Here is a 274-nt window from a genome sequence, read left to right as displayed (position 1 = left end):
CCACGGCGGCTACGTCGTGGGCCCCGGCTGCCCCGTCACCGCACCCGACGGCAACGGCCACTACCAGGTCGAGGTCCGCGAGAACCCCGCGGCTCTGCCTCGGTGGATTCAAAGGAGCCTGCTCCGCAGGCACGCTTGCCCGGATCGGCCCACCACCACCGGGACCGGCACACCAGGGCCCGTGGCCGACGTGCTCTCCGCGATCACCACCGACGACCGACGCCGCGTCGCCTACGTGCGGGCCGCAGTGACCGGGGAGCTAGCCAGGGTTCGA

General features: G+C 73.0%; 1 pseudogene. It reads left to right on the top strand.

Annotation, left to right across the window (positions count from 1 at the left end):
* Window positions 1–274, top strand: a pseudogene (locus tag DSY14_RS28530) (hypothetical protein); the annotation flags it as partial.

Origin of the sequence: Nocardiopsis sp. MG754419, from assembly GCF_018207095.1 — a bacterium.
Lineage (GTDB): Bacteria > Actinomycetota > Actinomycetes > Streptosporangiales > Streptosporangiaceae > Nocardiopsis.
Note: the sequence above shows the minus strand (reverse complement) of the source record. Positions and strands in the feature narration are given on the sequence as shown.